The following is a 23,350-nucleotide window of genomic DNA, read 5'->3' on the forward strand; positions in this document are numbered from 1 at the left end:
ATCATGGCTACGGAACAGGAACAGCTTGTTGTCTTGCTTGAGGCACGCGTCAACAACTTTGAAAAGCAGCTTCAGCGGGCGAACAAGGCCGCGAACTCCAATTTCGGTGCCGTGGAAGACCGCGCCGCCCGCATGGGCAAGCGCCTGGAGCAGACCATGGGCGACGCCGCCAAGCGCACCCAGGACCACATGCGTCAAGCTCTCCGGCCCGATGAAATCAAGAACCTTCAGTTTCAGTTGAACGACATCTTCACGTCGCTTGGCTCCGGTTCTAGCATCCAGCAAGTCCTTATGCAGCAGGGAGGCCAGATCACCCAGGCACTCGGCAATCAGGGCGCTGCTGGTGCCGTGAAAGGACTTGGCACCGCGCTTCTTGGCATGATCAACCCGGCAACGCTGGCGATCTTCGCCATCGGCGGACTTGCCACGGCTGCAACCTCCTACTTCTCTTCTTCGACCACAGACACCGCCGCCTTGAATGCGCTTCTCCAGGAGCACGGCGAACTCATTGGGCAGATCAAGCAGCGCTACGGGGAAGCCGCCGCCGGCCTCCAGGATTACAGCGCCGCGTCCGTCACGACCATGATTGCCCAGGCCACGATCCAGCTTGAGGCGTTCAAGGGCATGGTCGCCGACACCGCGTCCGACGTCTCCGACTTCGTTTTCCAGAAGTCGTTCTCGCAAATCGACCTCGGCGCGATGCAGGAGAACCTGAATATCTTCAACCGCTTCCGGGACGCGTCCGAAGCGTTCAAGGCGTCGATCGCAGCCGGTGAACCGAACGTGCGGCGCTACGCCGACGCGATCGCGCGGCTCTATGTCGATCCGGCGACGACGGAGAGTCAGAAGGCTATCCTCAAGACCCTTATGGACATGATCCAGCCGGCTACCGAGGCCGACGCCAAGGTCCGCGCCGTGTCCGACGCCCTGGACCTGATGCGCGGCGCCGCATCGAACGTTCCTGGTGCCATGTCCGGCGCCGCCGGAGGCATCTATCAGGTAGGCAACGCAGCGTCCGACGTCGTCGGACAGGTCGCCGCGCTCACCCAGGCACTCGCCAACCTGTCGCGGATGGGATTGCCCGACCTCGGCGCCGAGGCCAAGGCCCTCCAGGAGTATCGGACCGCCGTCGCCAACGCGGGCGGCACCGAAGACATGCTCGCCGCCCGGCAGCAGTATGACGCCGCCGTCAAGCGTCTCCGTGACCGTGAGCTTGAGCGCACCACGCCCAAGCCGACCGTGAACCCGACCCGCGACCTCCGATCCGACCGCATCCCCGGCCTGGACCCGGAACCCGCCCGTGGTGGCGGTGGCGGTGGCCGTGGTGCCTCGGCCGCGTCCGCCGATCGCGAGCGCGCCGCCGTGGAGCGCGTGCTTGAGGCCCTGGAGCACGAACGGCAGACCCTCGGCATGACCAACACCGAGCGCCGCGTCGCCAACGAACTCCGTGCAGCCGGCAAGGGCGCCACTGAAGCCGAGCGGGAAGCGATCCAGCGGAAGGTCGAAGCCCTGGAGGCCGAGAAGGCAGCCACCGAGCAGGCGAGCGCCGCCCAGGAAGAAATGGGCGCCCTCGCCAAGAGCGTCTTCAGTGGAATGATCCAGGACATGCGCAACGGCGCCTCGGCAGGCGAGATCCTGACCAACGCCTTGAACAAGATCGCCGATAAGCTCTTGGACATGGCAACCAACACGCTGTTCGACGGCCTCTTCGCCGGTCTCTTCGGCGGCTTCGGTCTCCCCATGTCTCCGTTCGGCGCCGGTATCCCGCTCTTCGCCGAGGGCGGCTTCACCGGCTCCGGTGGCAAGCACGAACCCAAGGGTGTCGTGCACGGCGGGGAGTATGTCTTCTCCAAAGAGGCGACCAACCGCCTAGGCGTTGGTAACCTGGAGTCCCTTCACAAGCGCGCCAAGGGTTACGCCTCCGGCGGCTACGTCGGCACACCGGCCTTCGGTTCCGGCAACGTAGTCGGCCGCGCCGGCCTGTCTGGCAACCGCGCCACCGGCACCACGAACTTCGCCCCCGTCGTGAACGTGAAGGTCGAAGGCGGCTCCCGTGGTCCGGAGGCCGACGCCTCGCTCGCCCAGCAGATCGGCGCACAGGTGCAGCACCAGATGCGCGCGTTGGTGATCGACACCATGCTTCACGAAAGCCGCCCCGGCGGACTTCTCTCCCGGCGATAAACCGCTTGCGCCATCCGTATATATAGCATATGCTATTTCTGTCGATGGGCTGGCAAATCCCTTCGATGAGCAACAAGGCCGGCACCGATGCAAAAGGGGTGTCGGCCTTTTTTTCACCCCCAGCTTGTGACGCTGGCTAATGTGTTTCCACAGGGTGATTTCTACATACACATCTTGCAATCGGCCCCAGGCCATGCGAGCATTATGACGCCGCAAGACACCGGCACGCACCCAACGAGGTGCACCGCACACACAGATCCCTGAAGGACGCGCTTTGGCCCTCTACGGTCAAACCGCGTGTGTGCGTGTGTCTAATTCCGACACACACAGAGGACGCCGTCGAAACACAATAAAAAAGCCCCGCAGTTGACGCTGCGGGGCGGGGTAGTCTTACTTGGTTAGCAACGATTATACTAATGATTCCGCGCCGCAAACGCAAGCGGAAACAGCTAAAAACATCACCGCATCGCTCGCCGATCTTTCCCGGTCGATCGCCGCCGATCGCCCGATGGTTGCCGACGCTATCGACGCCGAGCTTGACGCCCTAGTGGTGGAGCTGAAGGCCGAGGCACCCGTCGACGACATCGACGCCATGCTCGCCGACCTCGACATGACGAGCGAGGCCGTTCACGTCCCGGCTGAAACCCCGATCGAGCCGGACGACCTCTCCGACGAGGAACTGAAGCGTCTCCTGGATGACCTCTACATGGGTCCGCCCGGCACCCATTACCCCACTTGGGATGAAGAGCAGGCCGCGTCCGAAGAGCCCGTTCCGGCGCCCGTGGAGCCCTCCAAGCCGCTGGACAATTTCCCGACAAAGGCACGTCGGCGCCGTCGTCGCTCACAGATCCGCAGCCGCGAAGACCGCAGGATTCTCCCGGATTTCAACGCCGGCAAGAAGGCGTCGAAGTTCGTCGCCTCGGCGCGTTCAGTGCACGAAGTTTCCTCTCATCACACCGCCCCCTCTACCACCCTCCCAAGCACCACAAGCACCACAAGCACCACAAGCACCCCAAGCACCCACCCCACACCCACCAACGAGAAGACCAACACCACGGGCGGGCCGACAGGCCCGACCGAAAAGCCTTCCCGCTTACCTGCCTCTTGGCGTCACCAGACCGATGACCTCAAGGTGCTTGCCTTCAACCGTGCCCTGGACACCGCCGACACCAAGCCCCACGCCTTCACCATCAACATCAACCCGGGCATTGAAGCCCGCCTCCGTGCCGCCCCAGACGTTGAGCGTGGCAAGCTGCAAGAACGCCTCGGCCTCTATCTGAAGCGTGTCCTCGGCGCCCCGCGTCCCTTCTGGTTCGCCCTGGAGCTTACCAAGGCAGGCAGGCTTCACGTGCACGGCGCCGTTGGTCTCCGGCCCGACGACCTCCACGACAACGTCGCCGCCGCCCTCGCCCAGGCAGGCGGCAAGTGGGCACACAAGGCCGGCGCCGAGCACCAAGTGCACCTTGCGGCCGAATGGTGCCTGGATGGATGGGCGATCTACTCCCTCAAGGATGCCGCCCGTGCCCGGCGCACCCTCGGCCTTTCCTCCGTCGTCTCATGCACCCAGGACGCCCGCCGCCGTGGCCGCGACCTTTGGGAGGCAGTCCGCGCCGACGTGCTCGCCAAATCCACACAGAAGCCCGCCCGCGCCCGCAAGCCTTCCCCGGCCACCAATACCGCAGCAAAGCCGAACGCCCGCCTACAGTCTTCTAAATCAAAACCTGCACCATCAACGCTTATCCGGCGCCACGCACAGACCTTCACCCCAACCCTACACGTTAACGATTCAGTCAATACTGACTTACAACCTAAGCGCTTGCCAAATCACCCGAACGCAGTCTATCCAGGAACTGTTCCAACCATGGGGGCACACCATGCACACCGCACTGATTACCGTATCCGAACTGACCGATGTTCTCGCCGGCCTCTCTCAGATGACGCAGCTTCGGAGCAACGGCTTCTGGATCACTACCGGCACGCACGACACCTTCGGCGCCGTGGTGGCGACGCTTGGCTTTACCGGCACCACCGCTTGTCTGGTCTCGGCCAAGCCCTTCCGGCCCCCGCTGCCCGACAGCATCACGCGGCTTCTCCAGACCCAGCGCGACGCCCTGGAGGGCGACAGCCACTAAGGGGACGACCCGGTAACGAAAGTCCCGTTACCGGGTTGACCACCACATGCGCAGCGCATACAAGACGGTAACGTGATAACCGTTACCAAGGAAGCAAGCCATGCCACTGACACCGGCCGAGAAGCAGAAGCGCTATCGCGACAGGCAGCGCGCCAAGACCACTACCGTTGCGGACCTTGAAAGCCGCGTCGCCACCCTGGAGGCCGAGCTTGCGTCCCTCAAGGCCGAGTTGGTGAAGGTCGCCGCCCTGGTATCGGGCGCCACCGTTCCGGCCCCGGCTTCCATCGGCGCCGCCGTCGTCAATGCCCTGGTAACGTCACCGGAGGCGCCGCCCGCCGCCGCAACCGCAACCGCCGTTCTAGATGCACCGATTGAAAAGATTCTAGATACACCGATTGAACAAGATGAGTTTCCAAACGAGCTGCATCTTGAAAAGCTTAGAGATGTATCCGTTCAGATTGAAGAAATGCTCGCTGGCGAAGAGGTTCGTGGAGTAAATTTGGCGTTATCCAGGCTGAAAAAGATGTTTGGGCATCTGCCGAGCGATCAAATGCTTGAGGAAGCAAATAATTATGTCGATGGTTTAGGTTCTGGATCAATCGGAGAATTTGAGCAATATTGGGAGGAAGCTTTTTATACGCTGGAAAAAGAACATGCAAAAGAGAAGAAACGAGCTGCCGCAAATCTTAAGCGCAAGCTTGAGAAGGAGGAAGCCGCCCGTAAGAAGGAGGAAGCCGCCGCCGTCAAGAAAGAAGAGCGCGCAGCGAAGAAGGCAGCTTCCGCCAAGCCCAAGCCCGCACCGGAGCCGGTCGCCGAGCCTACCACCCAGGCCGACGCCACCCGCTACGACACGGACGACAAGTGGGGCATGTTCTGACTAACGCTACGACGCAATGCCAAAGCATAGGGCGCCCCACCGGGCGCCCTTCCTTGTTGGTGCGGCGAGCCACCCGCCCGGCGCATCGCCTAGCAGCAAGCGCTGGAGCCGTGACACCCGGCTGACTGTTACGGCCTCTTCAACCACCCTAGGTGTAAGCCATTGATTTTAAATCGGAAATTGGAATTGGCTGGGGGACCTGGATTCGAACCAAGACTAACGGAGTCAGAGTCCGCTGTTCTACCATTAAACTATCCCCCAGCGGGATCCGCGGCGTAGCCGGGACCGGTGGAGCCCTCAGGGCTCGCCGGCAGCGCCGTTCTGGTACTCCATCGACTTCTGGCTGTCAACGCACCATCGGCCGCTTCATGACGGTCCGGCGACAGGCCGCCGGGAGCGGCACGGGGATGGCCGGAGCAGCAGTCCGGCGGGTCGGCGGCGGGTGTTCGATCGCGTTCATCCATCTTTAACCCAGGGCTTCAAAGAAACGCCCGAACGTCCCTGCGCGCCGTACCGAAACGGCTGCCCGGGACTTATCATGCTGTCTCGTTCACGCGCCAAGACGCTCTTCCACCCCATTGCCCGGAAGAGCCAACGAACACCAAAGCGTCGACCTCAAGAGACGATCCTCGTTCTGTTTCGAACCTGCGGGACACGCATTCATGCCGCGCGTCGATTTTCCTGACCAACTTTCTCTTCTTCCTCACCTGGAGGGCCCGCACGGAACCGATCTCCTGCGCGTCCTTCGCCTCCTCCTCACCGCCGTGGAACTCTCCGGCGACGAAGGCTTGCGGTTGACAAAGGACTCGCCGCTTGTTGGTTTGGCCCGAACCCTGGTCGGCGGCAGCGGTGCCGGCCATCACACCACGCGGACTGCCATCATGGCGCTGCGCGATCTGGTCTGGCGCGTCGACAGCGCCCGATCGCTTCTGGAGCAGCGGCTGGACGCCGCCGGCCGGGTCGAGCTCGCAGCCCTGTTGACGACCGACGACATTCACGTGTTCCTCAACCAGGAGCCCTGACCGCCCTCGCCCCGACGGGTGCGCCGGGCGATCGGCCCGGCGGAACCCGACTTCGGAGACGATGGACATCATGACGAGCGTAACGGCCGGCGCCGCCGACACGATGCACACCGAGGTGGCGCGGCGACGCACCTTCGCGATCATCTCACATCCGGACGCCGGCAAGACGACCCTGACCGAGAAGCTGCTCCTGTTCGGCGGTGCCATCCAGCTCGCCGGACAGGTGCGCGCGCGCGGCGAGAACCGGCGCACCCGGTCGGACTGGATGAAGATCGAGCGCGACCGCGGCATCTCGGTGGTGACTTCGGTCATGACGTTCGAATATGGCGGCAACGTCTTCAATCTGTTGGACACGCCGGGTCACGAGGACTTCTCCGAGGACACCTACCGCACGCTGACGGCGGTCGATTCGGCCGTCATGGTGATCGACGCGGCGAAGGGCATCGAGGCGCGCACGCGCAAGCTCTTCGAGGTCTGCCGCATGCGCGACATCCCGATCGTCACCTTCATCAACAAGCTTGACCGCGAGGCGCGCGACCCGTTCGAGACCCTCGACGAGATCGAGAAGACCCTCGCGCTCGACACCGCGCCCATCACCTGGCCGGTCGGCTCGGGCCGCGACTTCATCGGCACCTACGACCTGCGCTCCGCCCGCACCCGGCTGATGAACGACAAGTCCGACGACCATTCGGACGAGATCGGCGACAACGCCCTCAATGCTCTCCTCGCCGACCGCCACCTGTCGGGCCTTCGCGAGGAGATCGACCTTGCCCGCGAGGGGACTGCGCCGTTCGACCTGAAGGCCTTCCGGGAAGGACACCTGACACCGGTGTTCTGGGGCTCGGCGCTGCGCAACTTCGGCATCAAGGACCTGCTCGACGGCCTTGCGTCCTTCGCGCCGCCACCGCGCGATCAGGCCGCGGACGTCCGGACCGTGAAGGCCGAGGAGGACCGGATGACGGCCTTCGTGTTCAAGATCCAGGCGAACATGGATCCCAACCACCGCGACCGCATCGCCTTCATCCGCCTCTGCTCGGGCAAGCTCACGCGCGGCATGAAGGTGCGCCACGCCCGCACGGGCAAGACCATGGGCCTGCACACGCCGCAGTTCTTCTTCGCCCAGGAGCGCCAGCTCGCCGAGACCGCCTATGCGGGCGACGTGGTCGGGATCCCGAACCACGGTACCTTGCGGATCGGCGACACGCTGACCGAGGGGGAGGATCTGACCTTCATCGGCGTGCCGAGCTTTGCCCCGGAAATCCTGCGCCGCGTCCGCCTGGAGGACGCCATGAAGGCCAAGAAGCTGAAGCAGGCGCTGCAGGAGCTCGCCGAGGAAGGGGTCGTGCAGGTGTTCCGCCCGGTCGACGGTTCGCCCGCGCTCGTCGGCTTCGTCGGTGCGCTGCAGCTCGACGTGCTGCAGAACCGGCTCGACCAGGAATACGGCCTTCAGGTCGGCTTCGAGGCGAGCCAGTACAACATGGCCCGCTGGGTCGCGGGGGCGGAGAAGGATCTGGCGGACTTCCTCGCCTCCAACCGCTCGTCGCTGGCCGAGGACGTGGACCTCGACCCGGTCCTTCTGGCCACATCCGGCTATGCGTTCAACTACATCAAGGACAAGTGGACGAAGATCCGGTTCACCGACGTCAAGGAGGTCCAGGCCCGTCGGACCGCGGCCTGAGGCCCCTCTCCCGCCTGCGGCTCGAATGCAACACAAGGCAGGCAAGCGATAGGCTCAGCCTTCGTTGTGGCTTGAACCGCCGGAGTCTGTGACGGATTCTGAACGCCTGACCCTACCGCGTCGCATCACCATCGGGTGCGCCGCAATACAGGTTGCGGATTGGCGCCGCGGGACGTAATCCGATCGGGGGCGAAGCTTTGTGAACGCTGGTCGATCCGGGTTGATCAGCTTAGGACCAGTCGCGGCGGGCAGGGTGTTCGTCGACCGAATGGCATACCTTCCGAACGGGGTTCCATGACGAGCGTACTGCGCGACATTGCGATTGTTGGCTATGCCTGCCGTCTCCCGCAGGCCGACACGGCTGGCGACTTCTGGTCCATCCTGGAACGCGGTGCCTGCGTCGTCTCCGAGATCCAGCCCGATCGCTGGTCGCTGAACCGATTCGGCCATCGGGACCGCAAGGAGGCCGGCAAGAGCTACACTTGGCGCGCGGGCCAACTCGACGATCCGTTCGGCTTCGATCCCACCTTCTTCGGCATCTCCCCGCGCGAGGCGATCCAGATGGATCCGCAGCAGCGCATCCTGCTGCAGGTCGTCTGGGAGGCGCTGGAGCACGCGGGCCTGCCCGCCGCCAAGCTCGCCGGCAGCGAGACTGGCGTCTATGTGGGCGCATCCAGCGTGGACTATTCCAACCACTTCGTGGTCGATCCGTCGGCCATGGACATCCAGATGATGACGGGCAACACCCTGTCGATCGTCTCCAACCGCATCTCCTACATCTTCGACCTGAAGGGCCCGAGCTTCACCGTCGACACCGCCTGTTCGTCCTCCGTTGTGGCGCTGCACGAAGCGCTGGAGGCGATGCGGTCCGGCCGGATCGACACCGCCATCGTGGGCGGCGTCAACATGCTGCTGTCGCCCTTCGCCTTCGTGGGCTTCTCGCGCGCGTCCATGCTGTCGCCGACCGGTCTCTGCCGGGCGTTCGACGCGGACGGGGACGGCTATGTGCGCTCCGAAGGCGCAGTCGCGTTCGTGCTGAAGACGGTTGAGGCGGCCCGGGCCGCCGGCGATCCGATCCGCGGCGTGCTCGTCGGCTCCGGCATCAACTCCGACGGCCGGACGGTGGGGCTCTCCCTGCCGTCGACCGACCAGCAGGCGGCGCTGCTTCGCCACGTCTACGACCGCTTCGAGATCGACCCGACCGCCCTCGCCTACATCGAGGCGCACGGCACCGGCACCCGCGTCGGCGATCCCGCCGAGGCGGAGGCGCTCGGCGCCATCCTCGGGCGGCGGCGCGGCGACCGGCTGCCGATCGGCTCGGTGAAGACCAACATCGGCCACCTGGAGGCGGCCTCCGGCATGGCGGGCCTTCTGAAGGCCCAGCTGATCCTGGAAAAGGGCATCATCCCGCCCTCGCTCCACTTCAACACGCCCAATCCGGACATCGCCTTCGACGACCTCAACATCGAGGTGGTCACCGTCGCCCGGCCACTCGCCGAGACCGGCGCGCCCCTGCACGTGGGCGTCAACTCGTTCGGCTTCGGCGGCGCGAACGCCCACGCGGTCCTGCGCCAGCCGGCACCCCACGAGGTGGCGCGCGAGCGCATTCCGGGCAAGCTCGCGCCGCTCGTCGTCTCCGCCCAGTCGCCGGATGCACTGAAGACCCTCGCCGCCGCCTACCGCGCCGAAATCGAAGGCGCCGACACGTCCGGCGTCGCCCGCATCGCCAACGCCGCCGCCTTCCGCCGCGACCGCCTGGACCACCGGCTGGTCGTGCTCGGCTCGACGGCGGAGGAGATGCGCGCCGGCCTCGACGGCTGGCTCGCCGGCGAACGGTCGACCGCCCATGTCTCAGGCCGCGCGACGGCCCGCGTGGCGCCGGTCGCCTTCGTGTTCTCCGGCAACGGGTCCCAGTGGGCCGGCATGGGCCTTGCCGCCTACCAGGGCGACGCGGCCTTCCGCACCGCCTTCGACACGGTCACCCGGCTTTTCATGCGGGTGGCCGGCTGGTCGCTGCTGACGACCCTCTACTCGGAAGATCTGGAAGCCGACATCGAGCGGACCGAGGTCGCCCAGCCTCTCCTCTTCGCCATCCAGGTGGCGACGGTGGAGGCCCTCGCGGTGCGCGGCCTGAAGCCCGACATGGTGGCCGGTCACTCGGTCGGCGAGGTTGCGGCCGCCTGGGCGGCGGGCGCCCTGTCGCTGGAGGCGGCGGTCTACCTCATCCACGTGCGCTCGACACAGCAGGAAGTGACCCGGCACCTCGGCGGCATGGCGGCGCTGCTGACCTCCGCGGCCGACGCCCAGAAGGCGATCGCCGAGGCGGGCCTCGGCGACGTGGAGGTCGCGGCCGACAACAGCCCGCGCTCCATCACCCTCTCGGGTACCAACGAGCAGCTCGCGGCCTTCGGCAAGCTCGCCAAGAAGAACCGCTGGGCGCTGCGCAAGCTGAAGCTCGACTATCCGTTCCACTGCGCCCTGATCGAGCCGATCCGCCAGCCGCTGGTCGACGCGCTCGCCACCTTGCAGCCGCACGAGTGCCGCCTGCCCTACGTGTCCGCCGTGACGGGCCAGCGGGCCGATGGCGCCGCGCTCGGGGCGGACTACTGGTGGCGGAACGTGCGCCAGCCGGTGCTTTTCCGGCAGGCGGTGGAGACGCTGTCCGAGCTGGGCGCCAAGGTCTTCGTGGAGATCGGCCCGAAGCCGGTCCTGCAGACCTACGTGACCGATACCCTGGCCGCAGCCACCCGCCCCGGCGTCTCGGTCCCGAGCCTCGACGTGGCCGACACCCTCGGCAGCGATGTGCTCGGCGCCATCGTGGCGCGCGCCTTCGTGGCCGGCGCCCATGTGGAGGAGACCCGCTTCTTCGGCATTCCGGCCACCATCTCGGTCGACCTGCCGCGGTATCCCTGGCAGAACCAGCCTTATCGGATCGATCACACCGACGAGGCCGCCGACATCTTCGGCGACGGCGACGACCACCCGCTGCTCGGCTTCCGGGTGCGGCGCGGGACCGGCCCGTGGATCGCCGGCATCGACACGGACCGGATTCCGTGGCTCGCCGACCACAAGGTCGAGGCGTCCACGGTGTTTCCGGCCGCCGGCTTCGTGGAAGCGGCCCTTGCCGCCGCCCGCGAGACGTTCGGCGAGGGGCCGATCGAGATCCGCGACCTCGACATCCTCCGTCCGCTGGTTCTGGAGGACGGCGAGCCCGTCGAGTTGCGCACCGAGGTCGATCCGGACCACCACGTGGTCGAGATCGCCAGCCGCCGCCGCCTCAGCGGCGACGACTTCGCGCTTCACGTGCGCGCCCGCATCGCCCGCCCGCCGGTCGCCACCACCCCGGCGGAGCCGATCCCGGCCGCGACCGAACCCGGCCTCGACGCCGCGGCGCTCTATACGCTGACCCGCCGCTTCGGCCTCGACTACGGCCCGGCCTTCCGTCGCGCTGCCGCCGTGGCGCCGATCGGCGACGACGCCCTTCACGTGGTGCTCTCGGCGGATCAGGCGGAAGCGCTCGGCGACGCCGCCATGGTGCTGCACCCGACCCTGCTCGACGCCAGCTTCCACGGCCTCTTCTACCTCATCACCCGGTCGTTCGGCGCGGACGGCGAGAGCGCCTTCCTGCCGGTCCGCATCGGATCCCTGCGCGTGTTCGTGGCCGGCGCCACTCCGGCAGGCGCGCTGGTGCGCGTGGTGAGGGCCTCGGCCCGGTCGGTGGAGGCGGTGTTCACCCTCGTGGCCGATGACGGTACGGTGATCGCCCGCGCCACCGGCGTGCGCTTCAAGTCCGTTCGTCTGACGCGGGCAAGCGATCCGGACGACTTCGTCTACTCCACCACGGCGGTGCGCCTGCCCGAACCCGGCGAGTCGGTTGACCTGCCCGCCCTTTGGGCGGATCCGGCCGCGCGCCTGGAAGCGCTTGGCCTTGCTGCGGCGGAGGCGGACGATCTCGACGACGGCGCGCTCCTGGTCGACGCCGGCAGCCGGGCGCTCGCCTTCGAGACCCTCTCGGCGCTCGCCATCGACGGGCGCCTCGACCGGGACGGACTGGTCGCCAGCGGCCGCGTCGCCCCTTCGGCGCTTCCGCTCCTTAACCGCCTGCTCGACGCCCTCGACGAGGACGGCGCCCTGGAGGACGCGGGTGTCGACGTCCGCCTGTCCGCGGAAAGCCCCTACCCTGCCGCCGATGCGGTGATCGCCACGCTGGTGGCGGCCCATCCGCAGCGGATCGCCGAGGCGACCGCGCTCGTCCGCCTGCAGGCGGACCTGCCGCGCCGGCTCTCTTCGGGTCTTGCGAGCGACGGGTCGCCCCTCGGCGCTGGTCTGCAGGAGCATCTGGACTCCTCCGCCCCGGCCGGTGCGCCGCTGAACACGGCCGTCGCCGCGGCAACGCTCGACATGGTGGCGGCCTGGCCGGCGGACCGGGCGCTCTCCGTCCTGCTCGTCGGGCCGGAATCGCCGGCGCTCGCCCGCCGTCTCGCGGCTTTCGACCACGTGGGCCGCATCGTCGTCACCGATCCTTCGCCGACCCGGCTCGATCGCATCCGTCTGGACCTTGCCACCGGCGGGGTGGTGGAGGTGGTGGACGCGGTGGACCTCGGCAACGCGGGCGGCGCGCACCGCCTGTTCGACCTCGTGGCGACAGTCGATCTCCTCGGCCGCAGCGACGGTGCGGTGGCCCTCCAGGGGCTCGCCGCGCATCTTTCTTCGGGTGCCATCCTGATCGCCGCGGAAGCCGACCCGAGCCTCTTTGCCGACGTCACCCTCGGCCAGTCCGAGGCGTGGTGGCAGGACAGCGTGGATCCGCGCTTCCCGGTTGGCGCCCGCCGGACAGCCGACGGCCACCGGGCCATGCTGTCGTCGCTCGGTTTCAAGCCCGCGGCCGTGCTGCCGCTCGCCAGCGCGCAGACCCGCGGCACGATCGTCGTCGCCCACGCGCCGCTCCGGACGGTTCCGGCCCCGGCCGCGCCCCTCGATCCGATCCTCATCCTGATCGACCGGGATCCGGCGAGCCGCGCGCTCGCCGACGCCCTTGCCGCCACGGTGGCGAGCGAAGGTCGCCCGGTGCGCGTCGGCGTCGCTCGTCCGATGCCGGACGGACGCGTGGTCGTGGAAGCGGCGGACGCCGGGTCGGACGCCGACCTCCGCGCCATGATCGCCGGCACGGTGGTCAAGGATCTGGTCTACGCGCCGTCGGTGACGACCGCGACCGGCGATCCGCTCGCCGCCGCCGAGGCGCGGATCATGACCCTGCACGGGGTCCTCAACGGCGCCATGAAGCCGCCGGCCCGGCTCTGGGTGCTGGCCCCCGGCGGATCCGGCGCGGGCGGCGACGGACGCGCGGTGCGGCCGGTGGAAACCGCCGTCTGGGGCCTCGGCCGGGTGGTGATCAACGAATATCCGGATATCGAGACCCGCCTGGTGGACCTCGCCGTCGCCTTCTCGCCGGCCGAGGCGGCCGACCGGATGGCGCGGCTGATCGCCGATCCGGGTCCGGAGCGGGAGATCCTGATCGACGAGCGGGGCACCGCCGCCATTCGCCTGCGGTCCGGCCCGTCGTTGGTGGAACCGGCCCTTGCGGCCGCCATCGAGGGTCCCGTCGGCCGTGTGCTGTCGATCGAGCGCCAGGGCACGCTGGACGGTCTCGTCTGGCATTCGGCCGCCCGCAAGGCGCCGACCGGTGACGAGGTGGAGATCGAGGTGGCCGCCGCGGGCCTCAATTTCCGCGACGTCATGTGGGCGCTCGGGCTCCTCCCCGAGGAGGCGCTGGAGGACGGCTTTGCCGGCGCGACCCTTGGCATGGAATGCTCCGGCGTGATCACCCGCGTCGGGCCGGACGCGCGGCGCTTCAAGCCGGGCGACCGGGTCATCTCCTTCGCGCCCGCCTGCTTCGCCACCCACGTGCTGGTGGCCGAAAAGGCGCTCGCCCCGGTGCCGAGCACGGTGGACCTGGAGGCGGCCGCCACCATCCCGGTGACCTTTCTCACCGCCTGGTACGCGCTCGTGGAACTCGCCCGGCTGGACGAGGGCGAGACCGTCCTCATCCACGGCGGCGCCGGCGGCGTCGGCCTCGCGGCCCTGCAGATCGCCCTGTCGCGCGGGGCCCGGGTGATCGCAACGGCCGGATCGCCCGACAAGCGGCGCCTGCTCGCCATGCTGGGTGCGGCGCACGTGCTCGACAGCCGGTCCCTGGCTTTCGCCGACGAGGTGATGGCGCTGACCGACGGCAAGGGCGTCGACGTGGTGCTGAACTCCCTCTTCGGCGAGGCCATGGAGCGTTCGCTGGAGGTGCTGAAGCCGTTCGGCCGCTTCGTCGAGCTCGGCAAGCGCGACTACTACGCCAACACCCGCGTCGGCCTCCGGCCGTTCCGGCAGAACCTCTCCTATTTCGGCGTCGACGCCGACCAGCTGCTCACCCGCCGGCCGAAGCTCACCGAGGCGCTGTTCCGCGACCTCGTGGCGGCGTTCGAGGCGGGCGTGCTGACCGCCTTGCCCTACCGCACCTTCGCGGCCGAGCGGATCACCGAGGCCTTCCGGCTGATGCAGCAGTCCGGCCATATCGGCAAGATCTTGGTGCTGCCGCCGGACATCCCGACCCCGGCGACGGTGAAGCCCGTACGCGTGAATGGCGACGGCACCTACCTGGTGGCGGGCGGCCTCGGCGGCTTCGGTGTGGAGACCGCGCGCGCCCTGGTGGCCCGCGGGGCGCGGTCGATCGTGCTCGCCAGCCGGTCCGGCGCCGTCTCGCCGGTCGCCGCGGAGGCGATCGCCGCCATGGAGGCGGCGGGCGCCACGGTGACCGTCAGCGCCACGGACGTCACCAGCGGCCCGGCGGTCGATCGTCTGCTCGCCCGGATCCGGGCCGAGATGCCGCCGCTGAAGGGCGTCTTCCACACCGCCATGGTGCTCGACGACGCGCTCTTCCAGAACCTCGACGCGGCGCGCATGCGGGCCGTCATGGCGCCGAAGATCGCCGGCGCGGCCGTCCTCGACGCGGCGACGCGGGCGGACGATCTCGACCTCTTCGTGCTCTACTCGTCGGCCACCACCCTCATCGGCAACCCCGGCCAGGCGCCCTATGTGGCCGCCAACGCCTACCTGGAAGGTCTCGCCCGCGCCCGTCGCGCCGCCGGCCTGCCGGCGCTCGCCATCGCCTGGGGCGCCATCGCGGACGCCGGCTATCTGGCCCGCAACGCGGACGTGAACGACATGCTCTCCATGCGCCTCGGCAAGCAGGCGCTGACCGCCAAGGCCGCGCTCGGCGGGCTCGGCCTCGCGCTCGACGCGGGCCTCGACCAGCCGGTGCTCGCCTACGCGCGGATCGACTGGGCGGCTGCCCGGCGCGAGCTCGCCATCATGGCGACACCGCTCGTCACCCGCGTGGCGTCGGCCGGCGCGGGCGCGGAGGCCGAGAGCGCCGGTGACGGCCAGCTCGCCACCCTGATCGAGGGGCTCGACAACGCCGCCGCCGTGCGGCTCGTCACCGAGCTCCTTGCCGGGGAGATCTCGCGCATCCTGCGCCTGCCGGCGGAGGACATCGACCCGGCCCGGCCGCTGACCGAGATCGGCATGGACAGCCTGATGGCGCTGGAGCTGCGCATGGCGGCCGAGCAGCGCTTCGGCATCGACATCCCGCTCCTGTCGCTCGCCAACGGCGCGGCGCTCGGCGACATCGCCCGGCGCATCGTCGACAAGGCGGGCGCGGCCGAGGGCGAGGACGTCTCCGCCGACAGCGAACTCGCCGCCGCCCGCCACATGGGCGAGGATCTGGACGACGAACTGACCGCGGTGGTGAACGCCATCGAGGTGCAGGCGACGAGCGTGAAGAGGCTGACCGGCTGATGGACGAGAAGCGATCCTACGGGGGCATGTCCGGCGCGGCCAAGGACGCCCTGATGGCCGGGCTCCGGCAGGCGAGCCAGAACCGCCGGCCCCGCGCGGCGCAGGCCGCGCCCGCCGCTGCGCCGGCCCGCAAGCCGGCGTTCGACTTCTCCACCCTCGACGACTACAAGCAGCTCCGCATCCAGCGGGCGGCGGCCGAGATGATGGGGATCGAGAACCCCTTCTTCCGCGCGCACGACGGCCTTGCCAACGGCACCAGCCGGATCGACGGCGCGCCCTACATCAACTTCGCCTCCTACAACTACCTCGGCCTCAACGGCCACCCGGCGGTGGTCGACGCCGCCAAGGCGGCGATCGACCGCTACGGCACCTCCGTGTCGGCGAGCCGCGTGGTGGCGGGCGAACGGCCCATCCACGGCGAGCTGGAACGCGCGCTCGCGGCTGTCCATGGCACCGAGGCGGCCGTCACCTTCGTCAGCGGTCACGCCACCAACGTCACCACCATCGGCACCCTGATGGGGCCGAAGGATCTGATCCTCTTCGACGCCCTCATCCACAATTCGGTCGCCGAGGGCGCGCGGCTCTCCGGCGCCGCCCGGATGACCTTCCCGCACAACGACTTCGCCCACGTGGACGACGTGCTCACCAAGGTGCGGCACCAGTACGACCGGGTGCTGATCGTGGTGGAGGGCCTCTACTCCATGGACGGCGACCACCCGGACCTGCCGAAATTCGTGGACGTGAAAAGCCGCCACGATGCCTGGCTGATGGTGGATGAGGCCCATTCGCTTGGCGTCCTCGGCGTAACCGGCCGCGGCATCCACGAGATGCAGGGTGTCGATCCGGGAAGCGTCGAGATCTGGATGGGCACCCTGTCGAAAACGCTCTCCGGCTGCGGCGGCTATGTGGCCGGGTCGGCCGCACTGACCGAATACCTGAAGGTGAAGGCGCCCGGCTTCGTCTATTCGGTGGGCCTTGCGCCCGCGCTCGCGGCGGCGGCCCTTGCCTCGCTGCAGGTGATGCAGGCCGAGCCCGAACGGGTGACGGCGCTCCACGCCAACGGCAGGCGCTTCGTGGAGAAGGCCCGGGCCGCTGGCCTCGACACGGGCCTTTCGCTCGGCTACGCGGTCGTGCCGGTGATCGTCGGCGACAGCGCCCAGGCGGCGGTGCTGGCCGACCGGGTGTTCAAGCGCGGCCTCAACGCCCTGCCGATCATCTACCCTGCCGTGCCGGAGAAGGCCGCGCGCCTGCGCTTCTTCATCACCAGCATCCACACCGCGGCCGAGATCGACGAGGCCGTCGCCATCACGGCGGCGGAGCTGAAGGAGATCACCCGCGCCGGCTCGGTGCTCCGCCAGCTCGCCGCCCGCTGAGGCGGCGACGCGCGTCCGCTCAGGACGTCGCCAGCAGCGCGAAGTGAGCGACCAGCGTCACGGCGAGCGCCCGGAAGGCGAGGCCGACCAGCCGGTACTTGGTCCGGCAGATGGCCGACAGATGGGTGATGTTGGTGCGGTACTCCTCCTTGAGGAAGCCGAGGTCGCCGCGCGCCTCCGCCTCCTTCAACGGACCGGCGACCGCGTCCCAGTTGCCCCAGAAGAGCGACGAACCGCCCGCCCGCCGGCGCGGCATCACCACCAGGATGGCCGCCATGGCGGCGGTGAGCAGCGACACCGCCGCGATCGCCGAGAGGCCGATCACCAGCGGCGGCGCGCCCACATAGCGGTGGACGGTGAACACCTCGCGGGCTTCCGACGACCAGATCAAGAGCGCCAGCATGAAGGTGAAGATGTAGGCCGCCTTCTGGTCGGCCCCCCGGACCTGATCGTAAAAGGTCCGGTTCACCTCCTTGAGGTGATCGAAATAGTCGTCTTCCACCGCCATCCCGCCTGCCCCCTCGACCGAAAGGCACCACCGCGACCGTCCCGGAACGGCCGCGCCGCCGGTGAGGACCGAGTGCCCCGAAAAGCCGGATTCCTAGCAATTGACAGCCCCTGGTGGGCCTCTTCTATTGATCCGACTTATAGGCGATGACTGAACATAATCCATCATGCATGCGACATACTGGGGCGTTTTTCTGGCGACCGTCGTCGCCGCGTCGTCGGCGCTCGCCGACGTCGTTCCGCGGCCGGATCCGAACGCCGGCGCGGTGATCGCCGTCAAGACCGGCGAGGAGATCACCTTCGTGGACGCGCCGGGCTGGCGGTCCGTGGACCCGACGCAGGTGGTGCTCACTGGCGACACCTTGCGCACCAACGCGCTCGGCCAGCTCGCCATCCTGTTTTCCGACCGCACCCAGGTGCGCGTCGGCCGCAACACCACGCTCGTCGTCAAGGACGTCCAGCCGGGCGGCGACGCGCGGCTGGAGCTCCGCCAGGGCGCCATCTGGGCCCGGGCGCTCCGGGGCGGCAGCGGCGTGACGGTCGAGACGCCCGCCGCCGCGGCGGCCGTGCGCGGCACCGACTGGTCGCTCACCGTCGGGCCGGACGGGCGCACCGCCCTCATCGTGCTGGAGGGCGCGGTGGAGCTCTTCAATCCGCAGGGCTCCGTGCTCGTCCGCGAGGGCGAGGCGGCGACCGCGGCCATCGGCGAGGCGCCGACCAAGATCGTGCTCGTCCGCCCCCGTGACCGGGAGCAGATGCAGTTCTACGTCACGCTTCGGGGCGCCTTCACCTTCCTGCCGGCGACCGCCCTGCCCTCGCGCGGGATCGTCGCCGACGCGCGCCGCATCGCGGCCACGCCGGAGAGCCTGCGCACGCCGGAGGACCTCGTCCGCGCGGCCGAATACGCGGTGTCGCTCGACGGCGTGGAGGCGGCCGCCGTCGCGGTCGCCGCCGCGCGTCGGGCGCCGCTCGGCCCCGCGCTCGCCGCGCGGCTGGACCTCGTCGAGGCGCTCGTCCTCGGCTCGCGGACGCGCTACGCGGAGGCCGCCCGGCTGTTCGCCCGCGCCCTCCCCCGGCTCGATCCAGACCGGCGCGGCGTCGCCGCCTACGGCGGCTACATCGCCCGCTCGCTCGCCGATCCGAGCCGGGCCGAACCGCCGCCGGCGATCCGCGGCGGGGGCCCCTACTCGGCGCTCGCCGAGGCCTACATCGACGGCTACGTGAACGGCACCCCCGCCGCCATCCGGCGGCTGACGGAGGCCGAGGCGCGTTTTCCGAACGAGGCGCTGCTGCCGGCCGTCCGCGCCCAGTTCGCCCTCCTCGACGGCGACCGCGTCCTGATGAAGGCGGCGGTGGAGCGTGCCGTGGCGCTCGATCCGCAGAACCCGGTGACCCTCCTGGCCAGGGCCCACTATCGCCTGGAGTTCGAGCGGGACCTGGAAGGCGCAGAGGCGGACCTCCTGGCGGCGCGCGCGCTCCAGCCGGGCGGCAGCTCGATCCACGCCACGCTCGGCTCGCTCCATGCGGAGCGCGGCGCCTATCGGGAGGCCGAGGCCGCCTATCTGGAGGCATCGGCGCTCGAACCAGAGGACGCGCTTCCGCACGCCAACCTCGCGCTCATCTACCTGGAACAGAACCGGCTCGAGGAAGCCAAGGCCGCCATCGACCGGGCGCTGGCGCTCGACCCCTCCTTCCATGTCGCCTACACCGCGCTCGGCCACTATCACCTTCGGCGCGGCGAGACCGCGCTTGCCATGGAAAACCTCCTGAAGGGCTCCACCGCCAATCCGGCGGAGACCGGCGCGCTGCTGCTTCTGGCCGCCGCCGCCTACCAGACCGGCGAACGGGACGCGGCGCTGCAGGCGGTGGAGAATGCCGGCCGGCTCGACCCGTTCGAGCCTTTGGCCCCCACCTTCGCCACCAAGCTGGCGCTCGACGAGTATCGGGCCGACGACGCCATCCGCAACGCCCGCGAGGCCGTGCGCCTCGCACGCGGCCGGGGCGGCGACTACGCGTCCCTGGCGGCGAGCCGCGAGGAGGGATCGACGGTCGCCGAGGCCTTCCGCCTGCTCGACCTCGACGCCTGGGGCCGCTACTACGGCACCGCCGTGTTCGACCCGTTCGAGGCGGGCGGCTATTTCGACGAGGCCATCGTCGGCGCCGCCAACCCCTTCGTCGACGACCTGACCTACGGCGCCGCCCTGCCGGACCCGGGCGCCGGCGCCAAGGCCCTGTCGGCCCTGACCCAGGGCCTCGCGCTCGACCCTCTGGCGATCGCCTCGCCGCGGCGGCGGGTCCAGATCATCCGGGCGCCCTTCCTGGAGGCGAGCGCCGGCGCGGGCCTCATCGCCGGTACGGACACGATCTCCCGCAGCGGATTCGGCGAAATCCAGGGCTTCGCCCAGCACCCCTTCCCGGTCAGCGTCTACGGCACCCTGGAACGGCGGATCGACGACGACACGGACGACACCACCACGGTGGGCGGCAACGGGCTCAGCGGCTCGGTCTTCCTCGGCGCCCAGCCGACGCCGGACGATCGGGTGCTCGCGATCGGCATCCTCACCGACGGCGACACGCCTTTCGTCGGCTCGGACGCGGACCCCAACCGCTTCAACGGCCGCGACGCCACGATCGGTCAGGGCGTGTTCGCCTGGAGCCACAGCTTCGGCCACCACAACGTGCTGACCGCCGCCGTTTCGGCCACCACTGCCGAACAGCGGACCCGCCAGTTCGGCACCCTCGCCCTTGGACCCACCACGGTGATCGCCCGCGACACCACGGACGAGGACTCCGACACCCTCGTGGGCTCGCTCGCCCATGCGGTCGGCTTCGGCCCGGTGACGCTCCGCTACGGCTTCGACGCCGGCATCCTGAAAACCACCCGCCAGCTCACCCGGGCGCTCTACCTGCCGGACCCGATCGACATCGGCGCCAGCCGAACCGACGAATCCTACCGTCTCGGCCGCGGCTTCCTCGACGTCCTCTACCGGCCGACCGACGACCTGGAGGTGGAAGCCGCCCTCTTCGGCGTGCTCCTCGACGGCGCGGACACCGACGTCGCCCGGCTGGAGCCGCGCATCGGCGCCGGCTGGTCCTTCTATGAGGGGCAGTCGATCCGGGCCTTCGCCATGCGCGAGACCAGCCTGCCCACCCTCGTTACCCTGAGCCCGGTGAGCGTGGTCGGCCTGCAGCCGAACGAGCCCTCGATCGCCGTCGGCGGCGCCGTCTCCACGGTCGGCCTGCGCTGGGACGCGGAGTGGACCGAGCGCTTCTTCACCTCGGTGGAGTACCAGCACCAGTCGCTCGACGACGTGAGCCTCACCATTCCCCGCTCGCTCGACACGATCGCGTTGTCCGACGGCACCATCGACCGGGTGTCCGTCACGGCCAACGTGTGGCTCGGCGGCGGGTTCGGGGCCTTCGCCACGGCCGCCTATGCCCGTTCGGACAACGGCTTGGACGACCCGGCCTTTGGCGACGCCATCCCCTTCGTGCCGGAAACGGCCGCCAAGGTCGGCGTCACCTACGTGCATCCGGCGCGGGTGAAGGCGAGCCTTTCGACCACCTGGGTCGGCGAGCGGCAAGGCGACCTCGCCGGCACCGACCTCGACCCGTTCGTGACGGTGGACGCCACCTTGTCCTGGGAGCCGTTCGACCGGCGGGTGCAGTTCGACCTCTCGCTCTTCAACATTCTCGACGAGGACTTCGAGCTCGCGCCGGACACGCCCGGCTGGGGCCGGACGGTGGTCGGCCGCATGGCCGTGCGGTTTTGAGCGGGGCGGGCGCGGCCCGGGGCGGGCGGCGGCTGAGGGACGTGGCTGCGGCCGCCGCTGTCGCCGCCCTCGCCGCCGGCCTTCTCACCGCCACACCCACCTGGCGGCTGGTGGACGCCCGGCTCTACGACCTCGCCGTGACGCTCGTGCCGCCCACCCCGCCGGACGATCTGGTGATCGTCGCCATCGACGAACCGTCGTTTTCCGACGTCGGCATCCAGTGGCCCTGGCCGCGGTCGCTTCACGGCCAACTGGTGGAGGCGCTCCGGGCGGCGGGTGCCAAGGCCATCGGGCTCGACCTCATCTTCGCCGAACCGTCTGCCGATCCGGCGGAGGACGACCGGCTCGCCGCGGCCCTCGGGCCCGACGTGGTGCTGGCGGCGGACGAGACGCTGATCGAGACGCCGCAGGCCTCCAGCGTGATCCGCACCGAGCCGCTGCCGGCCCTGACGGCGAACGGCGCCCGGGCGGGGCTCGCTTCCGTGCTCCTCGACGGCGACGGCGCCGTCCGCCGGATGCCGCCTTACGAGGACAGTTTCGCCCGCGTGCTCGCGACGGTCGGCGGCGAGACGGCGGGGCGGATCCCGCCGGGGGCGATGGTGCGGCCGTTCGGCCCCGCCCGGACCGTGCCGACCGTTTCCTACTATCAGGCGCTCGACCCGCAAAGCTTTCTGCCGCCCCGGTTTTTCGACGGCAAGGTGGTGCTGGTCGGGCTCAGCCTGCAGTCGGCCGCATCGGCCGAGGACGGCGGCGCGGACGCCTTCGCGTCCTCCTTCACCACCCTCACCAACCAGCTGACGCCCGGCGTGGAGGTGCAGGCGACGCTGTTCGATGCGCTGCGCTCGGGCCGGCTTGTGACGCCGCTGTCGCCGGCCGGCGTGTTCGCCCTCGTGCTGGCGGCGGCCGGGTTGGCGGGCGCGATGGTGCTTCGAAGCACGACCTGGCGGACGGTCCTCGCCGGCGCGCTGGTGCCGGTCGGCCTCGTAGGTGCCAGCGGCGTGCTCCTGACGGCCGGGTCCGTGTGGGTCTCGCCGGCCGCGCCTGCGATCGCCGCGCTTATGACCCTCGCCATCCAGGCAGCGCGCGATTTCGTGGCCGAGCGGCGCATGCGGCAGATGGTGACGCGGGCCTTCCAGCACTATCTGGCGCCGGACCTCGTCGACCGGCTCGCCCGCGACCCGGCCGCCCTGAAGCTCGGCGGGGAGCGGCGGACGCTCACCATCCTCTTCTGCGACGTGCGCGGCTTCACCTCCATCGCCGAGCGCATGAAGGACGATCCGGAGCGATTGACGAGCCTGATCAACCAGTTGCTCGACCCGCTCTCGGCCGAGGTGCTGAAGCGCGGCGGCACCATCGACAAGTATATCGGCGACTGCGTGATGGCCTTCTGGAACGCCCCGCTTGACGATCCGGACCACGCGGTCCATGCGGTGGAAGCCGCCCTTGCCATGGTGGAGGCCGCCGCCGCCTTCGATCGAAAGCTCTCCGGGGAGCGCGATCCCGGCGGTGCGCCGCTGCCCGCCATCGCGGTCGGCGTGGGCGTGAACACCGGCGACTGCGTGGTCGGCAACATGGGCTCCAGCGCCCGGTTCGATTATTCGGTTCTGGGGGATGCGGTGAACCTCGCCTCCCGGCTGGAGGGGGCGTCCAAGGACTATGGCGTGGCGATCGTCCTCGGGGCGGAGACCCGCGCGCGGGTGGAGGGGCGGTTCCCGCTCATCACCCTCGACCGGATCGCCGTGCGCGGACGGAGCGAGCGGGCGCCGGTCTCGACGCCGCTGCCGGCGGGGTCGAGCGCCGACGCGGAGACCCTGGCGCTGCACGAGGGGCTGGTGGCCGACCTCGTGGAGGACCGCCTGGCGGGCGACGATCCGCGCTTCGCCACCCTGGCGGAGCGGCTGCCGATGCTGGCCGGCTACTATCGCCGGATGGCTGAACGGATCGCCGCAAAGTCTTGATCCT

General features: G+C 69.3%; 11 protein-coding genes and 1 tRNA gene. 9 read left to right on the top strand and 3 right to left on the bottom strand.

All coding sequences use genetic code 11. The annotated features are described in order from the left end of the window. Positions 1–3 precede the first annotated feature (3 nt). Positions 4–2,181 (top strand): phage tail length tape measure family protein, encoded by a 2,178-nt coding sequence (locus BUQ68_RS03030; protein WP_083656207.1) that lies wholly within the window; start codon positions 4–6, stop codon positions 2,179–2,181. Between the two features lie 1,093 nt (positions 2,182–3,274). Here the strand turns inward: BUQ68_RS03030 and BUQ68_RS03040 are convergent. Then, positions 3,275–3,637: a hypothetical protein gene (locus tag BUQ68_RS03040; RefSeq protein WP_139315132.1), complete on the bottom strand. Its 363-nt coding sequence runs from the start codon at positions 3,635–3,637 to the stop codon at positions 3,275–3,277. Between the two features lie 418 nt (positions 3,638–4,055). Here BUQ68_RS03040 and BUQ68_RS03045 point away from each other — a divergent pair, with 418 nt between their 5' ends. Both BUQ68_RS03045 and BUQ68_RS23555 read left to right on the top strand, forming a co-directional pair. After that, positions 4,056–4,313: a hypothetical protein gene (locus tag BUQ68_RS03045; RefSeq protein ID WP_075214469.1), complete on the top strand. Its 258-nt coding sequence runs from the start codon at positions 4,056–4,058 to the stop codon at positions 4,311–4,313. A 100-nt stretch (positions 4,314–4,413) separates the two neighbouring features. Then, positions 4,414–5,190 (top strand): hypothetical protein, encoded by a 777-nt coding sequence (locus BUQ68_RS23555; RefSeq protein WP_175577722.1) that lies wholly within the window; start codon positions 4,414–4,416, stop codon positions 5,188–5,190. A gap of 187 nt (positions 5,191–5,377) precedes the next feature. On the opposite strand, the gene BUQ68_RS03050 is transcribed toward BUQ68_RS23555, so the two are convergent. After that, positions 5,378–5,451, bottom strand: a tRNA-Gln gene (locus tag BUQ68_RS03050). Between the two features lie 401 nt (positions 5,452–5,852). Between BUQ68_RS03050 and BUQ68_RS03055 the strand changes: the two genes are divergently transcribed. The 4 genes from BUQ68_RS03055 to BUQ68_RS03070 all read left to right on the top strand — a co-directional run bounded on the left by BUQ68_RS03055 (position 5,853) and on the right by BUQ68_RS03070 (position 17,108). Further along, positions 5,853–6,212 carry a hypothetical protein gene (locus tag BUQ68_RS03055; RefSeq protein ID WP_075214470.1) on the top strand — a complete coding sequence of 120 codons (360 nt, stop codon included), beginning with the start codon at positions 5,853–5,855 and terminating at the stop codon, positions 6,210–6,212. 61 nt (positions 6,213–6,273) lie between these two features. Next, positions 6,274–7,890, top strand: coding sequence for a peptide chain release factor 3 (locus BUQ68_RS03060; protein WP_075214471.1), 1,617 nt, complete (start codon positions 6,274–6,276; stop codon positions 7,888–7,890). A gap of 294 nt (positions 7,891–8,184) precedes the next feature. After that, positions 8,185–15,735: a type I polyketide synthase gene (locus BUQ68_RS03065; protein WP_075214472.1), complete on the top strand. Its 7,551-nt coding sequence runs from the start codon at positions 8,185–8,187 to the stop codon at positions 15,733–15,735. Continuing rightward, positions 15,735–17,108: an aminotransferase class I/II-fold pyridoxal phosphate-dependent enzyme gene (locus BUQ68_RS03070; RefSeq protein ID WP_095407263.1), complete on the top strand. Its 1,374-nt coding sequence runs from the start codon at positions 15,735–15,737 to the stop codon at positions 17,106–17,108. The genes BUQ68_RS03065 and BUQ68_RS03070 overlap by 1 nt, the downstream gene beginning before the upstream one ends. A 19-nt stretch (positions 17,109–17,127) precedes the next feature. Here the strand turns inward: BUQ68_RS03070 and BUQ68_RS03075 are convergent, their stop codons facing one another. Next, positions 17,128–17,616 carry a Pycsar system effector family protein gene (locus BUQ68_RS03075; RefSeq protein WP_075214473.1) on the bottom strand — a complete coding sequence of 163 codons (489 nt, stop codon included), beginning with the start codon at positions 17,614–17,616 and terminating at the stop codon, positions 17,128–17,130. A 166-nt stretch (positions 17,617–17,782) separates the two neighbouring features. On the opposite strand from BUQ68_RS03075, the gene BUQ68_RS03080 reads away from it, so the two are divergent. Both BUQ68_RS03080 and BUQ68_RS03085 read left to right on the top strand, forming a co-directional pair. Continuing rightward, complete coding sequence (locus tag BUQ68_RS03080; RefSeq protein WP_075214474.1) at positions 17,783–21,388, top strand: TonB-dependent receptor domain-containing protein; 3,606 nt, start codon at positions 17,783–17,785, stop codon at positions 21,386–21,388. Between the two features lie 41 nt (positions 21,389–21,429). After that, the gene (locus tag BUQ68_RS03085; RefSeq protein WP_245293147.1) at positions 21,430–23,346 is read left to right on the top strand and encodes a CHASE2 domain-containing protein; all 1,917 of its coding nucleotides are present in this window, start codon (positions 21,430–21,432) and stop codon (positions 23,344–23,346) included. The last annotated feature ends 4 nt before the right edge of the window (positions 23,347–23,350 follow it).

Source organism: Mongoliimonas terrestris (genome assembly GCF_001927285.1).
Taxonomy (GTDB): domain Bacteria; phylum Pseudomonadota; class Alphaproteobacteria; order Rhizobiales; family Pleomorphomonadaceae; genus Chthonobacter; species Chthonobacter terrestris.

Coding starts and splice junctions, on each gene's coding strand:
- BUQ68_RS03030 (WP_083656207.1), top strand. CDS start 4: ATGGCTACGGAACAGGAACAGCTTGTTGTCTTGCTTGAGGCACGCGTC.
- BUQ68_RS03045 (WP_075214469.1), top strand. CDS start 4,056: ATGCACACCGCACTGATTACCGTATCCGAACTGACCGATGTTCTCGCC.
- BUQ68_RS23555 (WP_175577722.1), top strand. CDS start 4,414: ATGCCACTGACACCGGCCGAGAAGCAGAAGCGCTATCGCGACAGGCAG.
- BUQ68_RS03055 (WP_075214470.1), top strand. CDS start 5,853: ATGCCGCGCGTCGATTTTCCTGACCAACTTTCTCTTCTTCCTCACCTG.
- BUQ68_RS03060 (WP_075214471.1), top strand. CDS start 6,274: ATGGACATCATGACGAGCGTAACGGCCGGCGCCGCCGACACGATGCAC.
- BUQ68_RS03065 (WP_075214472.1), top strand. CDS start 8,185: ATGACGAGCGTACTGCGCGACATTGCGATTGTTGGCTATGCCTGCCGT.
- BUQ68_RS03070 (WP_095407263.1), top strand. CDS start 15,735: ATGGACGAGAAGCGATCCTACGGGGGCATGTCCGGCGCGGCCAAGGAC.
- BUQ68_RS03075 (WP_075214473.1), bottom strand. CDS start 17,616: ATGGCGGTGGAAGACGACTATTTCGATCACCTCAAGGAGGTGAACCGG.
- BUQ68_RS03080 (WP_075214474.1), top strand. CDS start 17,783: ATGCATGCGACATACTGGGGCGTTTTTCTGGCGACCGTCGTCGCCGCG.